Raw genomic sequence first — 17498 nt, 5'->3', positions numbered from 1 at the left:
GCTGTTCAGTGAATGTGGAGAACTTGTGATTCATCGTTCTGTCTGTGCGAGGTCTTCGGGTACTTCTACTTTGAGAGGAGTACCATCGATGAACTGGAACGAATTTGAAGAAGCCCTTGAGCATGAACGCAATCACTTGCACGATGGTCGTTTGCGTTTGCAACGACGATCACGGAAGTGGTTGAATTCGACGAGACAGCAGCTGCGGAAGATGCGTTTCGCACACTTTTTCAACACGACCCGCATCGGGTTTGATGATGAGTTTGAACTATTTCGCGGATTCAATCAGGCCATCCACTTTCGAAAATAATTCGTGGAACTTCACCTTCCTTTTACAATTGACGTCGGGATTTCGATCAGTAGTATCGCGTGTGTTGAGTAAGTGAATCCATCCACGAGCGCCGCCATTACGGCGGGCTCTTCATCCATTTTGTGACGCGAATCTTCTGCTTTCGTGATTCTCCGCGCTTGCACCGCGAAATCGCAACGGAGTGCAGTTTTGATCCCTCGAAACGCACGTTATTACCTCCGGTTGACGTAGAAGGTACGCGCATGGAAGGGTTGCACGATGCCGCCCGAACGCATGTCGGTTCATCAAGAAGTTGAATCAATCCAGAAACATCTCCAGGACCAGATTGGGGCTAAGCGCTATGAGAATTGGTTTGGAACATCGACGAGACTGCAGGTTCAGGGAGCAGAGTTGGTCGTCTATGTTGCCAGTCCGTATCTTGTGAAGTGGATCCAGAAGAAATTCGGAGCACATCTGGGTACCGCTGCTGCTGAGGTCATGGGGCCGTCCGCTTCCGTTCGATACGAAGTCGGTTTCGACATTCCACCTGTCGTTCCTGTGAAAACGCCACAGGCCGAGGAATCAACAAAGCAGGAACAAGCATCGTCGGATGCGCCTGTGCAGGTCACGCACCACGCCCAGCCATCGGCAGCGAGTGGATCGAAGAATCAGTACAGCACCTATCGAGCCACTTCTGAGTCGAACTCAACGAAGAAGCGTCGAATCGGAAAACGCTCTCGTTCGTTGACTGACTTTGTTGTGGGACCTTGCAATGAACTCGCTGTGGCTGCCGTCCATCAAGTGGTCGCAGAACCCGGGTCCGTGTCTCCATTGTATCTGTACGCGAGTGTCGGAAATGGAAAGACGCACCTGCTCGAGTCGATCTACTTGCGACTGCGCAGAGAAGCTCCGCATCTTCAGGTTCTCAATCTGACAGCAGAGCAGTTCATCAACTATTTCACGCAAGCTTACAGTGCGAAAACGCTTCCCAGCTTTCGTCAGAAGTTTCGGTCAGTCGATGTGTTGTTGATCGATGATGTCGATTTTCTGGATGGGAAGAAGGCGACTCAGGAAGAGTTTCTGCACACCATTAAAGAGTTTGAACTTGCAGGCAAGCAGGTCGTTGTCACCGCGAATCGGCATCCACAGCTTCTGACGAAAACACCCGACGAATTGTCGAGTCGCCTTGTCTCCGGGTTGGTCTGTCGGCTCGATCGTCCACAACTCGAAACACGCCAGGAAGTCGTGCGTCGACATGCGAAACGACAAGGCTGCGAAATCTCCGAGTCCGTTGTTGGTGCCGTTGCGAATCGTCTGACGGGAAGTTGTCGGGAGTTGGAAGGGGCTGTGAATATCCTTTCCACCTGGAGTCAGATGACGAAGAAGAAGGTCACGGTGACTATCGCGAAGAAGTTGCTCAGTCAACTGGAGCGTGACTGTCTGCGGATCGTTCGTCTGGCGGATGTTGAAGACGCGGTGTGTGGTCTGTTCGGTGTGGGTGAAGGAATGCTGAAATCGAAAACTCGAAAGCAGTCCGTTGCGCAGCCTCGGATGCTCGCGATGTACCTCGCACGCAAATTGACGCAGACTCCGTACAGTGAGATTGGCCAGTATTTCGGAGGACGAAATCACAGCACCGTGATGTCTGCCGAGAAGAAAATCGATCATCAGTTACAAGAGAGTGGTGTCATTCGCGTTGCCTCGGAGACTTGGCAATTGCAGGATCTCGTTGATACGTTGAAAGATCGAATCCAGGCGGGATAGAGTATCCGTCGGTTCTGATCTCGAGTGATTTGCACAGGCAACCGCAGCATTCCTCCTCAGGGATGAGCCCCGACGAGTCGACAATAACATTGAGAATATCTCCAGCTGTTTTGAATGAGCCTTTGCGTTTCGGTGAGTCGATTTGACAGTGTGCGATAAAGCGTGCGATGAGTGGTGTGCGAGCGTCGAGTGATGGGGGCTGCGAACAGTTGAAAACGATTCATTTGAATACGTGTCATTGCGAGTGAGTAACATGTCAACGTTCGCCGTCATTCTTCCAGCTGCTGGGAAAAGCACTCGATTCGGTGGAGCAGGGCGAAAGAAGCCGTTTATCTATCTCAATGGGCGACCGGTGTGGGTGAGGGCTGTTGAACCGTTTCGCGCAAGGAATGACGTTCAACAAATTGTGGTCGTCGTTTCTGAATCCGACTTCGACTGGTTCCGCGAAACATTCGAAGCTCAACTGAAAACGCTTCAGGTTTCGGTTGTTGTTGGCGGGGCCGAGCGAATGAACTCGGTCGAGAACGCACTCAAGACAGTTTCCGACGAGACCGATTTCGTCGCAGTGCATGACGCAGCCCGTCCTCTGATCAATTCTGAAGTGATCGACCGGGTATTTCAGAAAGCGATGGAAGAGGACGCTGCAATTCCCGGCGTTCGAATTTCCAGCACTGTGAAACGTGTTGCGGAAAGTAGCATTGTGGAAACCGTCGATCGTTCAAATCTGTGGGCGGCTCAGACTCCACAAACGTTTCGGAGTTCGGTCCTTCTCGATGCCTACCAGAAGCGAGGGGACAATCTCGCGACGGATGAAGCGCAACTGGTCGAACGAAATGGGCGTACGGTTCACGTCGTTGAAGGAGATCCATTGAATCTCAAAATCACAACACGTGAAGACCTCTTCCTCGCAGAAGCGATCTTGAAGCACGATTCCGCCCTCTCCGCGTCTTCGCAGCCTCCCCCATTTATCGATCGGGCTCCCGGATCGTAAGTGGGTGAACCTCCAGGAATTTTCTCTCATCGAGATTCTGTCACTTGACGAATTGTGATCGAATCTCAATTAATATCCGCTTCTCAGTGCGGAGGTTCGCAAACACTTCCAGCTGTGGGCAATTTCGAAAAATTGTCAATTCCTCTGGGGGCATACCGCTGTTTGCGGCAACACGTTATGGTGTCCCAATCGCTGAGGCTGGAGACAGGAGAAAGATATGGTCGAATGTAACGACCCGATGATTGATGCTAAGGGGCTGAGCAAATACTACGGTCCTTTTATTGCGACAGAGAATGTGACGTTCTCTGTTCCGAAGGGGGAAATCGCGGCGTTCCTCGGGCCCAACGGAGCAGGAAAATCCACCACGATGAAGCTCCTGACCGGGTTTCTGACCCCGAGTGAGGGAGAAGCCCGCATTGGAGGGTTCGCGGTCGCCGAAGATCGAATCGCGGCCAGCGAATTGATCGGCTACCTTCCCGAAAATGGGCCGCTGTACAATGAGATGACACCGAAAGGGCTGCTGAAATACCTCGGTCAGGCTCGCGGATTAAAAGCGTCCACACTCAAGAGCCGGATGGATTACGTCGCCACGAAGTGTTCGCTCGGCGATGTTTGGGGAAAGCAGATCGGGAAGTTGTCTCGTGGGTATCGTCAGCGAGTGGGAATGGCTCACGCATTGCTGCATGATCCGGAAGTTCTCATTCTTGATGAGCCGACCAGTGGTCTTGATCCGAACCAGACTTTTCAGGTTCGTGATCTGATTCGTGAACTGGGACAATCGAAAACGATCCTCCTCTCGACGCATATTCTTTCTGAGGTTGAGGCCGTTTGTGATCGTGTGATTCTGATCAATCGTGGAAGAATTGTGCTCGATGGGACCGTCGATGAGATGAAGGGCGAGTCCGGAAATATGGAACAGCACTTCCGAGAATTGACCGGCGGAGTTTGAGTCGCTGGTCCTGTGACACAACAGCAAGTGGGTTGAGTGGCGCTATTGTCTGGTGCAGCCCGTCGAACCTTGTTTGAAACCTTAGATTGTAGAGTCGAGATGCGCAGCAACGTGATCCTCGCAGTGTTCAAGCGAAATGTAACGAGTTACTTCTCCGGAATGCTCGGATATTTGTTTATCGTGGTGTTCGTCGTCGCGGGAGCGTTTCTCGCGTTCAACGAAGACTTTTTTGCTGACAATCTTGCCAACCTCGATCAGCTCAGCGCGAGATTTCCGCTGTTGTTGCTGTTCATCATCCCCGCGATCACAATGACCGCATGGGCCGACGAAAAGAAGCTGGGAACCGACGAGTTACTGTTCACTCTCCCTGCCTCAGACTTTGAAATTCTGCTTGGGAAGTATCTCGCCGTCCTGACTGTCTACACGGTGGCGTTGCTCTTCTCGCTGACGCATGCGTTCGTGTTGTCGATTCTGGGTAACCCCGATTGGGGACTGATCTTTACAACGTATCTGGGTTACTGGCTGGCCGGGGGCGCGTTGCTGGCTGCGGGGATGTTTGCCTCTGTTTTGACGAGTAGTGCCACAATCGCCTTCGTTCTTGGCACCGCGATCTGTGCGATCCCGATCTTCATCGATCGGATTCCCGGAATCTCGACATTTCTGCACGACACGCTCGGAATCACCGAGCCGCTCGGAGTAAGTGGTCACCTGCAAGGATTCACTTCGGGGAAAGTGACGTACAGCGGCATCTTTTACTTCGTGGGGCTGACGGCATTCTTTCTGTATCTCAACTCAGTTGTCATCGCCCGACGCCATTGGGCAGGCGGAAAAAATGCAAAGGAGATGGGCGCTCAATACGTGATTCGAACGGTCTGTCTCGCTGTCGCGTTGATGAGTTTGACTTATTCACTTGCCGTGGCTGGAATGGATGTTGATACGACATCCGAACATCTTCACACGCTTTCACCGACATCACTCGACATTTTGAAAGATCTGGACGACGAGCGTCCGGTGACGATTCAAGCGTTTATCTCTCCGGAAGTTCCTCAGGAATACGTTCCGGTTCGCAAAGAGCTTATTGACAAGTTGCGTGAATACGACAAACGAGGCGGAAAGAACATTCAAGTTCGCTTTGTTGACGTCGAGCCTTATAGCGAAGCGGCTGAAGAAGCGGCGAGCCTTGGCATCGAGCCGAGACAGATTCAAAGTCAGGACAACGGACGTTTTTCTGTCGAAGACGTTTATCTTGGCGTTGTGATGTCGAGTGGATTCGACACGGTCCTCATCCCGTTCTTCGATCGCGGAACGCCAATTGAATACGAACTGACACGTTCTCTTGGAACCGTCACCACAGAAAAACGCCGACGTGTGGGAATTCTCGCAACGGATGCGAACGTTCTTGGAGGCTTCGATCAGCAGTCGTTTCAAAGTCAACCGGAATGGCAGATCGTCAGTGAACTCAAGAAGCAATACGACGTGATCGAAGTTTCTCCGGACAGCCCAATTGAAGCCGAAGTTGATGTCCTGATTGCGGTCCTGCCGTCGTCGCTGACTCAACCTCAAATGGACAATCTGGTCACTTACGTGAAGGCCGGAAACCCGATTCTGGTATTCGACGATCCCATTCCACGATTTTTCCCTCCCGGTCTTCAAGGGGCTCCGCTGGAAGCCAAACCAAGTCCCGGAGGAGGAATGTTCGGGATGCAGCAACAACAAAGTGAGCCGAAAGCGGACAACGGATTGGCGACCAGTCTTCTCGATGCGATGGGGCTGCGTTGGGACGTGACTGAGAGCTTGTTCGATTTGACGAACCCGCATCCGCGATATGCGAACGTCTTCCCGAAGGAACTCATTTTTCTCGCAGACACCGAAGAGAATTCGGAATCGCAACAGATTCCTGATAACCCGATTTCTTCAGGTCTTCAGGAGATGATCGTGTTCTATCCCGGATTCGTCGAACGAGATCCGAACACCCAACTGGAATTCATCGAACTGCTGCGTTCCCGGAAGTCGAGTACCGGCGTCAGTCTGTGGGATCAGATCACGGCTCCTGGAATCTTCGGGGGACGACAGCTTCGCCAGCCTGATTTTTATCGTGCCGATGACGAGTCGTACGTCCTGGCAGCCATGGTTCGTCCGGAAGGGGCCAAGTCTCCTGCGGAGATGGAAGAGAAAAGCGGCGTGTATGGAATTTTCGTGGCGGATATCGACATGATCAATGATGTCGTGTTCGACGTCTGGCAGCGTCAGATGTACGACCTCAAGATCGACAACGTTTTGTTCGTCTTGAACTGCGTCGACTATCTGGCCGGGGATGAACGATTTATTGAATTGCGAAAACGTCGCGCGGTGCATCGCACGCTGACCACGCTTGAAAAAGAGAAGCGAACCTTCGAACAGCGACGCAGCGAGGAAGTCGAAAAAGCCAACGACGAAGCAGAAACCGCTGTTGAGGAAGCCAAAGAGCGATTGGATGGAGTTCTCGAAAACTTGCGGGAAGAAATGCAGAAGGGCAATGTCGATGCAGGGGCAATTCAAGTGCGACTGCGGAATGCTCAGGAAGCAGAGAATAGAAAACTCGCTCAAAAAGAGAGAGAAATTGAACGCGAAAAGAATGAGCGGGTGCGTCGTGTTCGGATTGAGACCGAACAGGAGATTCGCAAGATCGAACGCCGCTTCTGGATGCTCGGAGTCTTGATTCCGCCGATTCCAGCGATTCTTCTGGGAGTCATCGTTGTTGTGGCCCGCCTCTTCTCAGAGCGTAAGGGAATCTCAGAAGATCGCCTGCGGTAACTCGAACACCAGAATCATTCCTTTTCTTATTTGCCCCCATGAGGGTTATTCATATGAGTCAGTCAGTTAAAACACTTGTCTTTGCTGGAGTGGCGCTCCTGTCGCTGGGCGTCGGTTTCGCAACCCATCGCATCTACAAACCCGCAGACCTGGAAGGGTTTTCAGATGTTGGAATGGAATTCTTCCCGGAATTCACAGATCCGAATGCTGTGACCGGATTGAGAGTTGCCTCGTTCAACGAGGAGACCGGTCAAACCGATCTGTTCAGCGTTCAGTTCAAAGACGGAACGTGGCGGATTCCGTCCCATCACGACTATCCGGCTGATGGAGAAGATCAGCTTTCGACGACTGCTGCGTCCATGATTGGCGTGGAGCGTCAAGCTCTCGTGGAACGTACCAAGGCAGCTCACAAACGCTATCGCTTGCTTGATCCACTTGAACAGGAAGACTCATCGAGTGAAGGCTTCGGTGACCGGATCACGTTGACCAAAGGGGAAGAAGTCGTCGCTGACTTCATTGTCGGGATGCCGGTTGAAGGACAGGAAAACACCTACTACGTTCGAGCTGCGGGCGAAGATCGGTTTTACACCGCCAACCTTGGTGAGTTCGAGATCTCGACGAAGTTCTCGGACTGGATCTTGAAAGACATCCTCGACATCGACCGCAACAACGTGAACGAGTTGATTGTCGACCGTTATCAGGTGGATGAAGCTCGTGGCGTAGTTGTTCAAGGTGATCGATTGATTCTTAATCGAGATGGAGCCGAGGCGGACTGGCAGCTTGAAGGTCTGGACGGAGCAACCGAAGAGCTGAACGCAACCAATATCAATGAGATGCTTCTGGCCCTCGATGACCTTTCGATCGTCGGTGTCCGTAAGAAACCGGACGGAATCAGCGCTGACCTGAAAGCCGAAGAAGGGGTGTCGATCACAGCCTTCGATATGCTTGACCTTCAGGACAAAGGCTTCTTTATCGATCAACGTCAGGGACGCATTCTTTCGAATGAGGGAGAAGTGCTCGTCGGGACCAACGATGGGGTTCTCTACGTGCTGCGATTCGGAGAAGAGTTCACCGGCACCGATGTTGATATTGAAGTCGGTAAGAAAGCAGGCGAAGGGGAAGACAGCAAAGAGTCGTCCGATGAAGAGGAGTCTTCAGAAGAGTCATCGGATGAGAAGGAAGAAGACGAAGAAGCTGGCAGCGAGACAGAAGAGACGTCAGATGATCTGACGAAGAGCCGCTATCTCTTCGTGACTGCACAATTCGATCCCGCGTTGCTCGGTGAAAAACCAACTCCTCCCGTCAAACCGGAACCTCCCGCTCAAGAGGCTGATGCGGAGAAGTCTGAGGACGCCGCCGCCGATTCCGAGTCAGATGCAGAAGGCGATGCAAACGCCGAACAGAGTGAGGATGACAACGAGTCCAATGATGAGGCATCCAAAGCTCAGAAGGAATATAAAGCAGCACTCGCCAGATACGAAGAAGATCAGGAAGTCTATGAGATCGCACTTCGAGACTACGAAGAGAAACTGAAAGCGGGAGAAGAACGAGTCGTCGACTTGAATCACCGCTGCGCGGACTGGTACTACGTGATCGGGGCAGATGTCTTCGACCGTATGAAATTGAATCGAACCGATCTCGTCGAAGCGAAAGAAGTCGAAGAAAGTAACGCTGCGGAAACTGCTCCCGAAACGACGACGCCCGCTGAACCGGAAATGACGAAACCGGAAACGCCTCAAGAGTCAACCCCTGAAGAGACGAAGTCCGAACCGGAGGCTTCAAAACCTGAAGCGGAAACTGCTAAGCCTGAAGCGGCCTCGGAGTCAGAAGCTGAGGCGAAAGACAGCCCTCCTGCTGAGGATGCTCAGGACGAAAGTGCCGATTCGGAGAGACCGCCTCAGCCGGATCTTCCGGAAGAGTCTCCAAAGAATTCCAATGAGGGGAATTCTTCTGAGGAGCCAGCATCAACGGAACCCACTGCGGATGAGTCCGGTGCCAGTGAGAGTTCCGAGTCGACTGGAGAGTCATCATCCGAAGAAGGAACAAACGAATCTGAAGCTGAAAACTCGGAATCCGATTCAGACTCATAAGCAAAGCATCACCTCGCGATCACGAAACAATACGCTCTGAGCCATTTCAAAAATTGGTTCAGGGCGTTTCTTTTTATTTTCATCGATCAGCACATACGATCGACACATACGAGCGAGGCCAATGCAACGGCCAAACAGCTTCCGCGAGTGCATCGAAACCGTGAAGGTGGTCTAGAAACGGGCTTGCCGTTGAGAAAGGTATTCGACGAGAGCTTTGTCGAATCGCATGCTTGTGTCGAGTTCCACAAAGTCGGCACCGACTGAAAGGCAGGCTTTCTTGTATTGGGAGCGAAGATCGCTGACTGCCTGCAAATAGTCTTCGCGAATTCCGGCGGCGTCGACCATGATCTTCTCGCCTGACTCCGGCTCACGCAGGTCAACGATTCCGGAGAATGGAAAGTGGACTTCTGCTTCATCCAGAACGTGAAAGATGATGACATCATGACCGGCGTATCGCAGCATTCGAATTGCGTCGATCACCGGTTCCGGTTCCGTCAGCAGGTCGGAGAAGAGCATCACGAGACTCTTGTTGCGGACCATCGCAGCGTATCGGTGAAGATTCTTGGCGATCTCCGTCGGTCCAGTCGGCTGAGCCTGTGAGAGCATTGCGAGAATGTTCCCCAGTTGGGAACGTTTGCTCTTCGCCGGAATACTGGCTCGGATGGTCTCATCAAAGGTCATCAGACCGACTGGGTCCTGTTGATGGACCATCATGTACGCAAGCGCAGCAGCCAGGCAGATGGAATACTCGAACTTGGTCAACTCCTGCCGATAGGTGTAGGCCATGCTCTCCGACAGATCCATAAGCAGATAGCCGGTGATGTTGGTTTCCGCCTGATACTTCTTAACGTAATAGCGATCGGTCTTGGCATAGACGAGCCAGTCGATGTCCTTCGGATCGTCTCCGTCAGAAAATCTGCGGTGCTCGCTGAATTCGACACTGAAACCGTGAAATGGGGATGCGTGAAGTCCCGAGAGGAATCCCTCGACGATGAATTTGGCACGAAGATCCAGGCGAGCGACGTTGCGGATCACTTCCGGTTTCAGGTAACGCTCAGCCGACGATGTCATAGGGATTCAATCAGTCTTCTTCGGTGATCGGTTGTCTCAATCGAAATGAATGTTGTTGGTCTCTCGTCTTCTGTCAGGCATCGGGTTTGATGAATCGAGCATCTGTCAGATCGTTGCCGCGGGCAAATGCGTCTGACGGCATCGGGCGTTTTCCTGCCGGTTGAAGTTCCAGCACTTCAAGGCCGGAGTCCCCTGTTTTTACCAGCAGGCGATCATCGATGATACGCAGTTCCCCGGGATTGAGTGAAGTGAGATGCCCGTGATCATCCTCGCGAATCGGTTGAACTCGCAGGATCGAGACTCGCAGATCAGCCTTCTCGGGTCTTTGAAACATCGTGACCGGCATCGGCCAGGGCTGCATTCCTCGAACATGCCAGCCGATTTCTTCAGACTTGCGGGTCCAGTCAATCCAGCCTTGAGCTTTTTCAATCTTCGGCGCAAACGTGACGAGGTCGGGGTCCTGATTCGTTTCCTGTGCGGTACCCGTATCGAGTTGGTTCACGACATCAAGAGTCAACGGGGCTGCCAGAATTGCGAGTCGATCGTGGAGTTCCCCGCTGGTTTCCTCGCTTCCAATTTCGGTAGCAACGGTTCCCAGAAGCGGACCGGAATCGAGCTTTGGTTCGATTCGAAAGATGGAAACACCCGTTTCGGCTTCACCGGTCAAAACGGCGAACTGGACCGGGGCTGCGCCTCGAAACTTCGGGAGAAGAGATCCGTGGATGTTGATCGCGCCGAGTCTTGGGATCGAGAGCAGCTTCTTCGAGAGGATTTGCCCATAGGCAGCGATCACGAACAGGTCTGCTTTCCAATCCTCGAGAGTTGCCAGCGACTCAGGTTGATTGACCTTCTCCGGCTGAAAGACCGGAATGTCTGTTGAGAGCGCGAATTCCTTGAGCTTGTTGACGTGCCGATGATGTCCTCGCCCTGTGCGGTCGGGTTGAGTGACGAGACCGACAATATTGTGCGGGGACTGGATGAGTGTCTGGAAACTGGGAAGCGCAAACTCCCCTGTTCCCATCAATACAATCCGTAATGCCATTGATTTGTCCTGAGCAGGTCCCGGAGTCTTGTTGTCTCCGAATCGGTTGAGCGAATGAACGTAGTGAAAGTTGCGATGGGTGACAGTTCAGATTGGCCCGGTGATCGATGATTACTCACTGGATGAGAGCCGTTTCGGATGAATTGCCGTTACGCTCGGTGGCTGTCGATTCCTTCGACGGGTCCATTGGGCGAGTCGGTGGGAATGTCTCTTTTGAGAATTCTGAATGGGGCTCGACCGATTGGGGCCCCGCCGTTGTGAAAGTGAATTCCCTTGTACAAATAGTGGTCCATCGGACGGTGAGTGTGGCCAAAGTAGACATGTTCGACACCGGACGATTTCCCGTTTCCGATGCTTTCCAGGTAGCTCAAGATTCGGGCGGCTACACGTTTGCAGGGATAGACTGCCGGAGGAGCGAGGCGATGCAGCTGAGCCTTGATGGCGACATCGTACAGCTTGTTGTGCAGTTCAGTACGATTCCCGTGGGCGAAGCTCTGACGTTGCGATTCCAGGCAAGCGGCGGTCATTGTTTTGTCCGCCACGTCTCCATGAAGAAAGAAAGTATCTCCCAGCCGGTAGTAATAGCGGCTCCATTCGAAGGTTTTCAGTTCTTCGGCAAGGTAGGGGAGTCGTTGGAGAAGTTCCGGATGATCGTCGTGATTGCCGAGCAGAAAGTGGACCCGGCAGTGATTCGTCTCTTCGTCAAATTTCCGGAGCCATTCCACTGCAGCGTGGGCTGTTTCGTCTTCGGTGCGATAAACAGACCACCGGAAGTCGAAGATGTCGCCGCCCAGAATGCACACGTCTGACTCCCGGGCTGCTTCGACGATTTGATCGTGATACTGATCTGCTGTGGAGCGACGTGCAAAAAGATGAAGATCGGACAGAAAGCTGATTCTTGGCATGGCGGCGGTATTCGAAGGCAGCAGTTCAGGGTGACGACGTCAACGTCATTCGTAGAAGCAAGAAGTCCGGAGCGGCGGACACGATCAACGATTATGAATCTGAAAGACCATTATTGAGTTCGACGAATTCCGGTTCCGGGGTGGTTGTCGCCGAAATGGTTTTCAACATCGCGGGAGCAGAGGCTTTGCTGTGATCCCGACCTTGGTAGGCATCGAAGTCGTTAAAGAAATGTCGCTTCGCGATCCGGTATGCCCAACTCTTTTCTGGAATCGCCAGATCAGCATTGTACTGGGAAGGGCGGATTTTCATCTGTTCGAGTTCTGAGAGCGCCGTTTTTCGGACGGTTCCGTCTTCCGCATGATGTGACTCGATGAGATTCTTGAGAAGGTCGGGACGCTCGAGAACGATACATCCGCGTGTCGTGTCTCGGGCAAGCTCACGGAAGTCTTTCAAGAATGGAGAATCCAGCTTCTCGGCCAGAGTTTTCGACTCATCGTGAATGGAGTCTTGAGTAAATTGGACGATTGGGCAAGGCTCAATCCCTCCCCAGGGATTGATGTGATGGGTGATTCCCGTGGCGGCTGGGCAGAGTGCCTGGCCTTGATGGTCATAGTAAGCGTCAACAAAAATGATGGGCTTCTTGACGCGCATTTCGACCACGAATTTCCGAATCCGCTGCTGCTCTTCGGGGCTCAGGCACAACTCCGGAGACGAGTCCGGTCCCATCGGGCGATAGATGTGAAACCAGGTGTAGAACACACCCATTTCAATCAACCGGTCGACCCATTTCTCAGTCACGAGGTCATCGAGATTGGTTTTGCAGACACTTGTGCAGACGCCGGTGAAGATTTTGTTGTCCAGACAGTTTTGAATGCCCTGCATTGTTTTGGACAACACGCCAGATCGGCCACGGCGCTCGTCGCTGACGATCTCGGATCCCTCAACACTGATGAGTGGAGTCACGTTCCCGAGGCGACGCAATTCCTTGGCCACCTTGTCCGTAATAAAGTGTCCATTTGTAAAGACCTGAAAATAACAGTCGGGATGGTTTCCCAGGATTTCCAGAATCTGGGGGTGCATGAAGGGTTCGCCGCCGACGATTCCGAAGAAGACGTTTCCATTGGCTTTGGCTTCGTTGATGAGCCGGTCCATCGCTTCGACGTCGATCGTCTGTTGCTTCGCGGAGACGTCAACCCAACACCCCTGACAACGTAAGTTGCAGGAATTGATGATGGAGATGTACAGAAATGGCGGGAAAACCTGGCCCTTCTTCAGCTTCTTCTTGAAGCGTTGGACAGATCGGGCACCTTTGATGCCCATATTCCAGAACAGTTTCCAGACGAGTCTTTTGTCTGTTTCCAGGAGAAGGCGTTTGGCCATCCGGAAGTACATGTCGTGACCTTTCTGGCGGTCTTTAATGGTCTTGTTCGAAAAATCCGGTAAAATTGCGTCCGGGTCGAAAGTTTTCGCGATGGAGGACCGTTCCGAACCTGATTGTATCCCTGAGGATCGTTGCTGAGCAACTGCCACGCGGTCATTGATCGGCGACTGCGATCGAAACCCTGGTCGAGATGTTCAGAATCGGCGAGAATCGACAGGATTGGGTTGGGGCGCCTCATTCCGGAATTCAATCAATAACTGTTGTTGATTCTGCCTGAATCTCCACAGACAACACATCATTGCTTAACGACTGTTAAGGATGATGTCCATTTTGGGATTTGCCTCATCGTTCCACCGAGTTTACGAACGACATGACCACCGACCGGAAACCAACTTCTCCTGAATCCAGATGGATCTGGCCCTTCGAACTGCTTGAGCAAATCGGCGAAGGCGGGATGGGAGTCGTCTATCGAGCGCGATACGTCGTCAATGGGCGCGAAGTCGCCCTCAAAATGCTCCCATCCGATGTGACTGATGAGACCGCACTCGCCCGATTCGAGCGTGAACTCGAAGTGCTCAAGAATCTGAAGCATCCGAACATCGTCCGTTGCTTCGGCGGGGCCTGCGAGAATCGCCGTCGGTTCTACGCGATGGAACTCGTCGAGGGTGGGTCTCTTGAAGACAAGCTGCAGGAGAAGAAACAGTTTCCGTGGGAACAGGTGATTTATTTCGCCTTGCAGATGTGTGATGCCCTCACTTGTTCACATGCCGCTGGAGTAGTGCATCGGGATATCAAACCGGGAAACTTTCTCCTCGCTCACTCCGGACAGTTGAAACTCAGCGACTTCGGTCTGGCATCCGTCGCTGATTCGCGAAGAATTACTGCTGCCGGAAAAACTGCCGGAACATTTCTGTACATGGCCCCGGAGCAAATCCGCGGGCAGGAGATTACAGACAAGACCGATCTGTACGCTCTTGGATGTGTGCTTTACGAATTGATCACTGGAACTCCGCCATTCATCGGAGAAACGCCCGCTGCCACGCTGCACATGCACTGTCAGAACTTACCGGTGCGGCCCAGTGAGAAAGCACTCGATTGCCCCATTGCGCTGGAGAGAATCATCCTTCAGCTACTGGAGAAAGACCCGGCCGATCGACCGGAATCGGCTCAGGCGGTCATGCGTCAATTGCGATCGGTCAAACAGTCGGTCGTCGTAACACGTCCAACGCCCGAGGAAATGAATGATCGGGCTCGATCAGGAAGTGGAGCCACTCGAAGTCAGGCGAAATCCCCTTCCTCAGGAGTTCCGCTTCCGGGACCTGTTGAGCCGACGAATTCCGTTCCGAGGTGGGTGGCGATCGCGCTGGCGATTACGCTCGCTTGCTCGCTAAGTTGGAACATCATTCAAGTGATTCAGCGACAATCCGGGGATCACGGCGAAATGCTGTGGGTCCAGGCGGCACACCACTCCGATCCGGATGTTCGGACTGTCGCGATTGAATCGTTGGGGGAGATCCATCAGAAGACTGGACGCCATCTCCCGGTTCTGGAAACCGCGCTGGAAGACATCGACCCCGAAGTGCGCCAACAAAGTGCCCATGAAATCGGACAAGGTGGACGACGGGCTCGACATCTCATTCCGGTGTTGATTCGCGTGCAGAAGAACGACGCAGACTCACGGGTTCGCGACTCCGCGAATCGGGCTGTCCAAAATCTTCAAGGGACTCTTCCGGAACAGAAGCCGGAAGAGAAGTCCTGGATCGGCTGGGCTGTTGCAGTCCTGTTGACAGGAGTGACCACTCTCGGCATCTATCACTGGTTCAAGACGTCGAGTGTTCCTCGCACCAGCCCATTGCCATTCCGGCACGCCTAGTTCTTCTCAGGCTCTTTCTTTTCGGCTTCGGGCTTTGGCGGTTCTACTGGAGTCAGCTTGATTGCTCCCACGACCTGAGCTTCCGGAAGGGCGTTCTGGAGCTTTTCGATCCCCGAGTCGGTCACCTTTGACTGCCACAAATAGACTCGTCTCAGGCTCTTCAATTTCGCCAGCTCGTCGATTCCGGCATCCGTGACGTTTGTGCCATACAGATTCAGATACACAAGGTGCTTCAGCCCTGAGAGGTGTTTGAGTCCCTTGTCGCCAACGGCTGTCTTCTCGAGATGGAGCTTTTCGAGTGATTTCAGGTCTGACAAGTGGGCCAGGCCGTCGTCAGAGATCTTGGTTCCAGCAAGATTGAGCCATGCGACGTTCTCGAGGGCAGCCACGTGTTCCAGAATCGGATCAGTGACATCCTGATCCGCCAGATGCAGCGTGACGTCGAGTCGAGGGTCATTTTGTGCGATGGCCATGACGTTGCCACCAACCTTTTTGATGGCTTGAACTGATGGAGCTTTCGCATCGGCCGGTTCGTCAGCGAAAACGGAACTCTGCAAAGACGCAAGTAATGCCAGAAGCAACAGTTGTTTGGACATGTTTGCATTCTCCCTCTTTAGAAACATGAGCGTGTGTCTCAATGAAAACACGTTGAGGAATACCATCGTTCAACGCCAGCGCGTCAGGATAAAAATCTGATCAACCTTCGTAAACGGACCCTCAGAAGATTGTCCCGCCCCGCGAAGTGATAGTCAAAGTATCCTTCTCGCTGTGATCGGAACAATCGTTACGGAATGGTCAATTCAGCCAGTGTCTTCAATCTTCCCAACTCACTTCTTAATTAAATCTTGGGTAAACCTGTCGCGTGTCATGGGAATCTGCAAAAGTCGTGGACTTCTCTAAGGTTTGATTGAAGTTCCGCGCCTCCTGCGACACCATGGTGCAGAATAAAGTTGGATCGACCAACGACCAAGACGCAACCCAATGCAATGACTCCAACGGGACGACGTAATGTTCACTCCTGACCTGGCCAGCTTCGAACTTCGAGAATGTGCCGACTTGCCGAAGAATACACTCATGGCTCCGCTTCCCTTCATCCGGGAGATCCGATGTCTGCTTGGCAACATCGGAATCGACATGGTGATTGGAACTGAGGAAACCGTGCTCCTCTCGTCGGATGTCTTCGAAGCCTTCCGCAGCTGGGATGCTGTTCAGGACGAGCCACAAGTTGACTCCGACGAAGACAATCACTGGATGAACTGATATTGTTTCCTCAGCAAAACGACATCGCAGGACCTCGCGGCCAAATTGGCCTGTCAGTTCTTGCGGTCTGAATTTGAATGAGTTGAGGAAACACGATGCCAATCACCAGACGCGAGTTCTGTGAGATTTCCGTAGCCGCTGCATCGTCTTTGACGGCAGCGGTTTCTTTATGCGCCCCGAAGCCTCAGGCGTTTCAACTGAATTACATCGTGGCCTCTGCGATGTATGGCAAAGCACCGCTGGAAACCATTCTCGCGGAACTTCCCAATTCGGGGGCTCGCTCTATTGAAATCTGGGCTGAGCGGCATGGGAACCAACGTGAGCAGATCGATGAAATGGGCGAAGAACGATTTCGCGAGCTGCTCGACCAGAACGGTGTCAAACTCGGAAGCCTTACGTGCTTCAAGTACGGCATCTTTAATATGCAGTCTGAGATGCAACTCACCAAGCGTCTTGGCGGAGGCATGGTCATTTGTAATTCCGGAGGAAAGAAGGGGCTTTCCAGGGACGACCTCAAACGCGAAGTGAAAGCATTCGCGGAGAAACTGAAGCCGACGGTTGAACTCACGGAGAGTTTGGAAATTTCGATCGGAGTCGAGAATCATAGCGGCGGTTTGATTAGTTCGCCGGAGTCGATTTTCCTCCTCTTCGACGAACTGCCTTCCAGCTCCATTGGTCTCGCGATGGCGCCCTATCACTTGCCGCAAGATCCCTCTCAAATCGCGGAGATCATTCATAAGCTCGGTGATCGCCTCGTGCATTTTCAGGCATGGGAACACGGAATGGGCTGTATGGAGAAGCTTCCCAAAGAGCAGGAAATGCTTCAGCTACCGCATCGCGGGCCGCTCGATTTTGTTCCGATCGTGGCCGCTTTGAAGGAAACCAATTTTCAGGGACGAACTGAGGTCTTCATGCATCCGGTTCCACGCGGAATTCCGATCCTCCCGGACCTTTCCGATGTGACTCGCGAAATTAAAGCCGGACACGAATATCTCGAAGACTGTCTCGCAAAGAGTTAAGCTGTATTCAAGTCGTACACGGTGAGAGACCGCGGGACATTCAGTGAGGTTACTCAACTCCCCTCAGCAG

At 52.7% G+C, this 17498-nt stretch carries 14 protein-coding genes; 9 read left to right on the top strand and 5 right to left on the bottom strand.

What is annotated here, in order from left to right; all coding sequences use genetic code 11:
• Positions 1-88 precede the first annotated feature (88 nt).
• From KOR42_RS13020 to KOR42_RS12995, 6 genes are all read left to right on the top strand, one after another.
• Positions 89-310 (top strand): hypothetical protein, encoded by a 222-nt coding sequence (locus KOR42_RS13020; protein ID WP_146510268.1) that lies wholly within the window; start codon positions 89-91, stop codon positions 308-310.
• 258 nt (positions 311-568) lie between these two features.
• On the top strand, positions 569-2053 hold the full coding sequence (gene dnaA, locus KOR42_RS13015; protein ID WP_146510267.1) for a chromosomal replication initiator protein DnaA: 1485 nt from the start codon (positions 569-571) through the stop codon (positions 2051-2053).
• 253 nt (positions 2054-2306) lie between these two features.
• Positions 2307-3044, top strand: coding sequence for a 2-C-methyl-D-erythritol 4-phosphate cytidylyltransferase (gene ispD / locus KOR42_RS13010; protein WP_146510266.1), 738 nt, complete (start codon positions 2307-2309; stop codon positions 3042-3044).
• Between the two features lie 217 nt (positions 3045-3261).
• On the top strand, positions 3262-3993 hold the full coding sequence (locus KOR42_RS13005; RefSeq protein WP_197441137.1) for an ABC transporter ATP-binding protein: 732 nt from the start codon (positions 3262-3264) through the stop codon (positions 3991-3993).
• Between the two features lie 99 nt (positions 3994-4092).
• On the top strand, positions 4093-6786 hold the full coding sequence (locus KOR42_RS13000; protein WP_146510265.1) for a Gldg family protein: 2694 nt from the start codon (positions 4093-4095) through the stop codon (positions 6784-6786).
• A 53-nt stretch (positions 6787-6839) separates the two neighbouring features.
• Positions 6840-8876, top strand: coding sequence for a DUF4340 domain-containing protein (locus KOR42_RS12995; protein WP_197441136.1), 2037 nt, complete (start codon positions 6840-6842; stop codon positions 8874-8876).
• Positions 8877-9047: 171 nt separating this feature from the next.
• Here KOR42_RS12995 and KOR42_RS12990 read toward each other — a convergent pair whose 3' ends face one another.
• The 4 genes from KOR42_RS12990 to KOR42_RS12975 all read right to left on the bottom strand — a co-directional run bounded on the left by KOR42_RS12990 (position 9048) and on the right by KOR42_RS12975 (position 13287).
• Complete coding sequence (locus KOR42_RS12990) at positions 9048-9947, bottom strand: DUF58 domain-containing protein (protein WP_146510263.1); 900 nt, start codon at positions 9945-9947, stop codon at positions 9048-9050.
• Positions 9948-10020: 73 nt separating this feature from the next.
• Positions 10021-10989: a methionyl-tRNA formyltransferase gene (gene fmt, locus KOR42_RS12985; RefSeq protein WP_146510262.1), complete on the bottom strand. Its 969-nt coding sequence runs from the start codon at positions 10987-10989 to the stop codon at positions 10021-10023.
• 149 nt (positions 10990-11138) lie between these two features.
• Entirely contained in the window at positions 11139-11894 is a 756-nt protein-coding gene (locus KOR42_RS12980) for a metallophosphoesterase (RefSeq protein WP_146510261.1), read from the bottom strand.
• Positions 11895-11985: 91 nt separating this feature from the next.
• Positions 11986-13287, bottom strand: a complete 1302-nt coding sequence (locus KOR42_RS12975; RefSeq protein WP_146510260.1) for a radical SAM protein — start codon at positions 13285-13287, stop codon at positions 11986-11988.
• 359 nt (positions 13288-13646) lie between these two features.
• On the opposite strand from KOR42_RS12975, the gene KOR42_RS12970 reads away from it, so the two are divergent.
• Positions 13647-15149: a serine/threonine protein kinase gene (locus KOR42_RS12970; RefSeq protein ID WP_146510259.1), complete on the top strand. Its 1503-nt coding sequence runs from the start codon at positions 13647-13649 to the stop codon at positions 15147-15149.
• Here KOR42_RS12970 and KOR42_RS12965 read toward each other — a convergent pair.
• The gene (locus KOR42_RS12965; RefSeq protein WP_197441135.1) at positions 15146-15745 is read right to left on the bottom strand and encodes a leucine-rich repeat domain-containing protein; all 600 of its coding nucleotides are present in this window, start codon (positions 15743-15745) and stop codon (positions 15146-15148) included. The genes KOR42_RS12970 and KOR42_RS12965 overlap by 4 nt on opposite strands.
• Before the next feature lie 412 nt (positions 15746-16157).
• Here KOR42_RS12965 and KOR42_RS12960 point away from each other — a divergent pair, with 412 nt between their 5' ends.
• Together KOR42_RS12960 and KOR42_RS12955 are read left to right on the top strand one after the other, a co-directional pair.
• Complete coding sequence (locus KOR42_RS12960) at positions 16158-16409, top strand: hypothetical protein (protein WP_146510257.1); 252 nt, start codon at positions 16158-16160, stop codon at positions 16407-16409.
• Positions 16410-16504: 95 nt separating this feature from the next.
• Positions 16505-17428, top strand: coding sequence for a sugar phosphate isomerase/epimerase family protein (locus tag KOR42_RS12955; protein WP_146510256.1), 924 nt, complete (start codon positions 16505-16507; stop codon positions 17426-17428).
• Positions 17429-17498: the final 70 nt, after the last annotated feature.

Origin of the sequence: Thalassoglobus neptunius, assembly GCF_007859735.1 — a bacterium.
Taxonomy (GTDB): Bacteria; Planctomycetota; Planctomycetia; order Planctomycetales; family Planctomycetaceae; genus Thalassoglobus; species Thalassoglobus neptunius.
Note: the sequence above shows the minus strand (reverse complement) of the source record. Positions and strands in the feature narration are given on the sequence as shown.